Origin of the sequence: Lacticaseibacillus salsurae, from assembly GCF_045862175.1 — a bacterium.
Lineage (GTDB): Bacteria > Bacillota > Bacilli > Lactobacillales > Lactobacillaceae > Lacticaseibacillus > Lacticaseibacillus salsurae.
Genome location: NZ_BAAFZI010000089.1, coordinates 1 through 5,286 on the forward strand (window position 1 = coordinate 1; position 5,286 = coordinate 5,286).

Genomic DNA, 5,286 nt, shown 5'->3' on the forward strand with positions numbered 1-5,286 from the left:
GGTCTGGTAACTTGAGGCACTGATTGGCAAGTTGCCTAAAGTTGATACGATGAAGAAACTCTTGGAACAAAACGAGCCCGGCGTCATTTGAAAGTTGACCGCCGTCGGCGGTCACAGTCACATTGGTATTGCATTGCAGGGATAAGCTGGTTAAAGTTGAGATGGTGTGAAGCCTCGCTTTCGTGATGGTTTTCGTTGACTCAACCTTAGCATATAGGCGCACCCAATGGGTGAAACACCAAAGCAGCGCAGTCCCGTGTGAATCGTGGGATTGCGCTGCTTTTTTGAAATTCTATGAATAATCCAGGTCCAAATATCACTCCTACAAAGGTCACGTTGGTCTCATTGCACCTAACAACTTGAATCAGAAGTTTGAAACCACACAGCCACTCACAGTGTTCCATACCGATGTGACCCAGGTACGGCTGTACAACGGCGAGTGGGGCTATATCTCGTCAATCACAGATGAAGCCAGCCGTGAAGTGATCGCGGCTATTGTCAGTGCTTCTCCCAATAAGGCTTTGATTCAGGCGTCACTTGATGAATTAGAGCATCACCTTAAAGAAGGTATCAAACCAACTCTTCACTCTGATCAAGGGTGGCAATATTAAATGGTGGACTACCAGCAACGTCTCAAGGCTATGAACATTACACAGAGCATGTCTCGTAAAGGTAACTGTCACGATAATGCGCCCATCGAAAGCTTCTTCAACCTCCTAAAACGTGAGTGCTTGAATCGGTATCAGATCAACACGCTCTCAGATCTGCGCAAGCTGGTGAACGGTTACGTGGATTGGTTTAACAATGTCAGAATTTCGAGAAACAAAAATGGCTTGACCCCAGTTGAGTACCGGGAACAAACCATGATTGCTTAATTCAAAATCTAAATTGTCTAACTTTTCTATTGCACTTCATGATGGGAAGTCGTTTTGTTTTTGACAATATTATTTATCCCGAATTTCTGTGTACCTTGCCACATTTCAATCAAATCCACACAGCCTGAACTCATTACAATCGCCAGGCTGTGAATGGGTAAGCATCGAAGTCAAGTACTACATGATACTTTTATTCTTGGCCTTGATAGCTAAATGTAACGTCAGAACAGCTGGCGACCCGAACGAGTTCATAGTACAACGCAGCTAAGTCACGATCCTTCAACGTCTGGAGATAATCGTTCAAGGCATCGGCCCTGAGGGTTGTCAACTTACCGGCCAAATCATTTTTGAAATCGTAGCCGTTAATTGGGCGCTTGATTCGCTCGTCAAGCATTGCTGCCATCGCAGTTTCAGCTGCTTCCGAAGTGGTTCGCGGCAAGTCAACCAAGCTACCGTCTCTAATCGTACATGCTGTCTGAACGCCACGATCAATGACAATAATTCGGTGTTTCCTTTGGGCGGGTATAATCTCCGTGTCTCCTGAAACGGAGAGCCTTGCCTGGTTGGTTTTTGCATCCACGTGCAGCGTTGATATCACTCGCTTATCACCGTCATCCTCAACCATTTCAAAAGTATTATCTGCACCTGGATATACCCACCAATCAATTGTGCCTGGTAAGGCAGTGCCGAAGTCCTCGGATTGATCAGCCCCAACCATTGGAATGATTGCCCCTGCCCGAACAAAGACCGGGTATTCCTCCAACCGACGATTAACGATCATTTCCGTATTACCTGGATAGTGCCATCCTGTTGTCATATCACGCCAATCGCCTTCCGGAAACCACATCTCTGCGGTGCCGTATTGTAAGGCTACCGATTCAGGTGCAGTTATTGGCATGACCATCATCTGGGTTCCAAATCGGTACTGGTTACGATACTGGTAGGCACGATCATCGCGTGGATAAGTGTAATACATCGGTTCAATCAGTGGGCTACCCTGCTCATGAGCTCGTACGTTCATCGTGTAAAGGTATGGAACTAAGCGATGTCGAAGTCGCAAGAACTCGGTCATTATCTGTTGGTAGCGCGAATCATATTTCCACGGCTCTTTGCCAGAGTATCGATTATTTGAACTGTGCAATCGGTTGATCGGGCTGAAGACCCCAAGCTGCATCCAGCGTGTCGTAAGCTCAGCATCCCGGACTCCGCCCATGTGACCACCAATGTCGTGACTCCACCAACCATAGCCAATATTGGAGGCAGTTGCAGTGAAATATGGTTGAAATGCCAAGGATCGCCAGCTGATAATTGTATCACCGGAAAAGCCGATTGGATAACGATGACTACCCGGACCAGCGTACCGGGAGAGTATCAACCCATTAGCATGGTGCAATTGATGATCTAAATAATGGTAGTGGTTAAGTAACCACAGCGGGTCAACACCTGCAGAGCGTGACACAGTCCCTTGTTGCCAATCGATCCACCAGAAATCAACCCCTTCTTCTTCAAGTGGACGATGCACCAGTTCAAAATAGGCACGTCGGAAATTAAGGTTCATCAAATCAAAAGACGCAGGTTCACCCTTCGACTGATCCAACTTTAACGCCTTGGCTACCGTCTGATACGCCGCTTCAAAAGGCCGAATTCCTTCAGCTGGGTGCACGTTGAGACTGGTTTGTAACCCCAGCGTGTGTAATTTAGTCAGGAAACGCTCCGGATCTGGGAATAACTGCTTATTCCACGTATAGCCCGTCCAGCTGCTCCCGTATTGCTTAGGTGTATCCGTCAGATGCCAGTCCATGTCGATCATGCCAACGGATAGCGGAATCTGTTCGGCGCGGAACCGCTCCATCAGCTTCAGGTAACTCGCCTCAGTATACGGCCAGTAGCGACTCCACCAGTTGCCCAAGGTAAACCGCGGCAGCAGCGGCGTTGCGCCGCTCAGCCGATAAAAATCATGCAGCGCTCTCTTGTAGTGATGGTTGTAGCCAAAGAAATACAGATCCGTTGACTGAGTCGCCTTGGCGCTCAAGGTCTGGTCGTCAGCCAACAGCATAGTCTCGGAGTCATCCAGCAGCGCGAACCCGTCCCGGGAAATGATGCCATCCTGCAGCGGGGTCTCACCGTCACAGCCGTCCAACGTCCGGGCGGTCCCTTTCAACGTGTTCGGGTGATTGCCGTACCGATACGTCCCGCCGTAACGCTCGTCAGCCGGGGTCATCTGGATCACCAAGCCGCTCGGCGAGAAGGGCTGCTTGTCATAGAAAAGATGCAGTTCCTTCGTGATGATCTCAAGCTGGTCGGCTTTGTCGATCACCGTGTAGTCAAAGACCGGAAAACTCCGGTTGGTGACCTGAATCGTGCGCTGGTCAACGAACTGGCCCTGCGTTGAATATTCCAAGCGCAGCAAGCCATCGGTCAAGACGGTGATGCGATAGTGGCCATCCGTCAATACGTTGTTTTTCATTTTCATCCCTCACTCGGTTAGTTTCGAGGCGATTTTCACTCTAGTCAAAAGCAGGCCCTCGAAAGGACCCACTTTTGCCCATCAAAGCATCGTCTACGCCTTCACCTCAACCACGAATGCCTCATACGGCCGCAACTGCCGATCGCCGCCAGTCAGCGCGGTGTCCGCATAATTGCTGATGATCAGCCGTTCAGCCTGATCCGTCAACGTGAACGCATTCGACTTTGCTGAGACGTTGGCAACAATCAGCCACCGGCGGTTTTGGTCCGTCCGGTAATAAGCAAACACGTCATCGGCGGTGTCTTCAAGCAAGGTATAATCGCCCCAAACCACCAAGTTATTCTGCTTACGCAAGGCAATCAGCTGCTGATATGTGGCCCAAACCGAATCCGGATCAGCCACCTCGTCCGCCACGTTATACTGCACGTGGTTAGGGTTGATGTGCAGCCACGGCTTGCCGGTGGTGAAGCCCGCCCCGTCAGCACTATCCCACTGCATTGGCGTGCGCGCGTTGTCGCGCCCTTTGACATTAATGGAGTTGATCACATCCGCCGGGTTATAACCCGCCTCAACCCGTTCGTTGTAGAGATTGATGCTTTCAATATCGTCAATTTCTGCAACCGAAGTGATCGGGTAGTTCGTCATACCGATTTCTTCACCTTGATAGATGTACGGCGTCCCCTTCATCATGTGTAGTAGGATCGCAAATAACTTCGCACTCTGATCATGATAATTCTGATCATCCCCCCAGCGCGAGACGATGCGCGGTAAGTCGTGATTGTTCCAGAACAAGCTGTTCCACCCCTGATCACCTAACGCCGTCTGCCACTTGGAAAGCACCCGTTTCAAGTCAGGAACTGCCAGCGGTTGGAGGTCCCACTTATCCTTACCCGGCTGCTGGTCAAGCCCGCTGTGCTCGAATTGGAACACCATCGACAGTTCGTGCCGCGCAGGGTCTGAGAACAGCTTAGCAATCTCAGGTGTTGCGCCCCAAGTCTCGCCTACGGTCATCAAGTCTTGACCCTTGCCGCCGAAGGTCGCCTGATTCATCTCCTGCAGGTAGTCGTGGAGCTTCGGCCCGTTGCCCGTGATCATCTTATCGGGCTCCTTGCCGATCAGATCGATCACATCCATGCGGAACCCGCCGATCCCCTTGGCAATCCAGAAGTTCATCATGTCATAGACGGCGTGTCGAACCGCTGGATTGGCCCAATTCAGATCTGGCTGTTTCGGGCTGAACAGATGCAGATAGTACTGGCCAACCGTTGGGTCATATGTCCAAGCTGGACCGCTAAACGTCGAACGCAGACCGTTCGGTACATCCTGTCCTTCAACTGGATCGCGCCAGACGTAAAAATCGTGATACGGTGCATCTTTGGCTTTTCGGCCCTCCACGAACCAGCGATGCTCATCGCTGGTGTGGTTCACGACCAGATCCATCACGATCCGGATCCCGCGCGCCTTGGCTTCCGCAATCAGTCGTTCCATATCCGCCATTGTGCCGAATTCCGGCAAGATCGCTTCGTAATCCGAGATGTCGTACCCATTGTCATCGTTAGGCGACGCGTAGACCGGGCTAAGCCAGATGCCTCCGATACCCAACTGCTGCAGGTAGTCTAGGCGTGAGATGATCCCTGGGATATCACCGATTCCATCCCCATTGCTGTCTTGAAAGGAGCGCGGGTAGATCTGATACATGACAACGTTTTGCCACCATTTTCCAGTAGTCATTCAATTACCTCTTTTTTATTCAAGGTACTGTCAAACGTACCTCGTTTAAATTCATAATTTCCGAACAATAAAAAACACCCGAACGTCTTCTTCTGATATTCTTGGTGTGCAACCAACAAGAAAATCCAGAAAGAAGGATTCGAGTGCATACACCATTAATATCGTATTTAGTTCTAGTAATCAAGCTCCAAAGACAAATTATCTTGGTACTTT

4 protein-coding genes are annotated in these 5,286 nt (G+C 50.2%); 2 read left to right on the forward strand and 2 right to left on the reverse strand.

Annotated elements, in window-relative coordinates; all coding sequences use genetic code 11:
* Positions 1–359: 359 nt before the first annotated feature.
* Both ACKTSG_RS13480 and ACKTSG_RS13485 read left to right on the forward strand, forming a co-directional pair.
* Positions 360–611, forward strand: coding sequence for a DDE-type integrase/transposase/recombinase (locus ACKTSG_RS13480; protein WP_407895505.1), 252 nt, complete (start codon positions 360–362; stop codon positions 609–611).
* Positions 612–875 (forward strand): IS3 family transposase, encoded by a 264-nt coding sequence (locus ACKTSG_RS13485; protein WP_157833046.1) that lies wholly within the window; start codon positions 612–614, stop codon positions 873–875. It begins immediately after the preceding gene.
* Between the two features lie 190 nt (positions 876–1,065).
* Here the strand turns inward: ACKTSG_RS13485 and ACKTSG_RS13490 are convergent, their stop codons facing one another.
* A complete protein-coding gene (locus ACKTSG_RS13490; RefSeq protein WP_407895507.1) occupies positions 1,066–3,342 on the reverse strand; it encodes a glycoside hydrolase family 31 protein in 2,277 nt (758 codons plus the stop codon).
* 93 nt (positions 3,343–3,435) lie between these two features.
* Complete coding sequence (locus tag ACKTSG_RS13495; RefSeq protein WP_407895509.1) at positions 3,436–5,073, reverse strand: glycoside hydrolase family 13 protein; 1,638 nt, start codon at positions 5,071–5,073, stop codon at positions 3,436–3,438.
* Positions 5,074–5,286 lie beyond the last annotated feature (213 nt).

Bases quoted from the DNA above. Each gene is read 5' to 3' on its own strand.
- ACKTSG_RS13495 (WP_407895509.1), bottom strand. From the start codon at position 5,073: ATGACTACTGGAAAATGGTGGCAAAACGTTGTCATGTATCAGATCTAC.
- ACKTSG_RS13485 (WP_157833046.1), top strand. From the start codon at position 612: ATGGTGGACTACCAGCAACGTCTCAAGGCTATGAACATTACACAGAGC.
- ACKTSG_RS13490 (WP_407895507.1), bottom strand. From the start codon at position 3,342: ATGAAAAACAACGTATTGACGGATGGCCACTATCGCATCACCGTCTTG.